This window comes from Rhodoferax sp. (assembly GCF_014859475.1).
Lineage (GTDB): Bacteria > Pseudomonadota > Gammaproteobacteria > Burkholderiales > Burkholderiaceae_C > Rhodoferax.
In genome coordinates this window covers 1-1,637 of record NZ_JACUUE010000334.1, presented here as the reverse complement: position 1 = coordinate 1,637, position 1,637 = coordinate 1, and the positions used below count along the sequence as shown (strand labels likewise).

The 1,637-nt window shown below is 51.9% G+C and carries 4 protein-coding genes; all 4 read left to right on the top strand.

Annotated elements, in window-relative coordinates; translation table 11 throughout:
- Nucleotides 1-237 precede the first annotated feature (237 nt).
- A complete protein-coding gene (locus IBX54_RS15015) occupies nucleotides 238-447 on the top strand; it encodes a BrnT family toxin (protein ID WP_367141857.1) in 210 nt (69 codons plus the stop codon).
- The gene (locus IBX54_RS15010) at nucleotides 365-694 is read left to right on the top strand and encodes a BrnA antitoxin family protein (RefSeq protein WP_367141856.1); all 330 of its coding nucleotides are present in this window, start codon (nucleotides 365-367) and stop codon (nucleotides 692-694) included. Before IBX54_RS15015 ends, IBX54_RS15010 begins: the two co-directional genes overlap by 83 nt.
- Nucleotides 695-892: 198 nt before the next feature.
- Nucleotides 893-1,279, top strand: a complete 387-nt coding sequence (locus IBX54_RS15005) for a type II toxin-antitoxin system RelE/ParE family toxin (RefSeq protein WP_296543451.1) — start codon at nucleotides 893-895, stop codon at nucleotides 1,277-1,279.
- Entirely contained in the window at nucleotides 1,257-1,574 is a 318-nt protein-coding gene (locus tag IBX54_RS15000; RefSeq protein WP_296543450.1) for a DNA-binding transcriptional regulator, read from the top strand. Before IBX54_RS15005 ends, IBX54_RS15000 begins: the two co-directional genes overlap by 23 nt.
- The last annotated feature ends 63 nt before the right edge of the window (nucleotides 1,575-1,637 follow it).

Below are 1,637 nucleotides of genomic sequence, written 5' to 3'. Positions count from 1 at the left end.
AGCGCACGGCAAGGTTTCTGAATTTGGCAGGGAGCCTGGAGCCATGACCCAACCCACCCGCAACGACCCCTGCGCCTGTGGCAGCGACAAAAACCATTCCGTCATTGCAGTCGGTGTTTATGCAAATCACTGTTGTCGCATTAAATTATTGGGTGCACAATAAACGCCATCGAAATCACTTTTGATCCGGCCAAGAACGAGCTCAACATCGCTCAGCGCGGCTTGAGCTTTGAACGGGTGATTGAATTTGATTTTGAAACGGCAAAAGTATGGCAAGACACTCGCCACAGGTACTCAGAATCGCGCATCGTCGCGCTGGGTTACCTTGGCGCGCGGCTACACGTGCTGGTATTTTGCGAAACAGATGGCGGCATTCGGGTTATCAGCTTTCGCAAAGCAAATCCAAGAGAAGGAGTTAAACATGGTTTCGCGCTTACCCGTGATTGATGATGATGGTGAAGTAGGTGACCTCTCAAAGGTTGATCCATCAGCATTCAAACCGTTTTCGTCACTACCTGCGTCTTTGCAAGCCAAGCTGCGTGGCAGGCCCAAGGCCGCCACCACCAAGGAGCCGGTCAAAATCCGCCTCGATGCTGATGTAGTGCAGGCCTTGCGCGCCACGGGCGACGGTTGGCAAACCCGCATCAATGACACACTGCGAGCGTCTTTGCAATTGGCTGGGCGCTTGGGGTGACCACCATGCCAGCCACCTTCACCATCACCCACCACGGCGCCACCACCGGCGTTACCGGCTCTGGGGTAATTGGGGTCAGATTCCAATTAATTCCTAGAAGAATGGACGCCATGGAAGTTCGGCCATTTAAAGAGTGCTTTTATTGATACAACAATCACACTTTGTGTGATATATTGACGGCCAATTGGAGTCATTGCATTGCGCATTTTTACAAATACGTGGTTTAGTCGTTTCGCCAGAAAAGAGAAGATCCCAATCTCTGCGCTCTTAGATGCGGCCCAGCGCGCCGACCAGGGACAAATTGATGCCGATCTTGGTGGCGGCGTCATCAAGCAGCGGATTGCCCGCCCTGGCGAGGACAAATCCAAGGGATTTCGTAGCATCCTTCTTTTTCGCAAGGGGGAGCGTTGCATCTTTGTCTTTGGTTTCCCCAAAAGCGACCTCGGCAACATTCGGGATGACGAAGAAGAACAATTCAAGAAAATGGCAAAGCTTGTACTTGGGTTGACAGATGCTCAATTGAGCGTCTTGGTTTTAAATGGACAATTCGAAGAGGTGATGTATGACAAAGAAATACCGCAGTGACGCTTTTGCCTCTATCCATGAAACGATGGAGGCGCTGCATGACATCGGCGCCATCGGAAAACAGACGATGCGAGAGTTTGATGATGCCTGTTTGACACCCACAACAGCGCTCAGTGCTGAAGAAATTCGGCTCCTTCGCTTGCGTGAACAAATTTCGCAGCCCGTTTTTGCCCGATATCTGAATGTCTCAAAGAACTTGATATCCGACTGGGAGCGGGGTGTCAAAAAACCAGGGGGGCCAGCCCTGAGACTTTTGACTGTGGTGCAAAAAAAGGGGCTTTCGGCCATTGCTTAACGAGTCACCACCATGCCAGCCACCTTCACCATCACCCACCACGGCGCCACCACCGGCGTGACC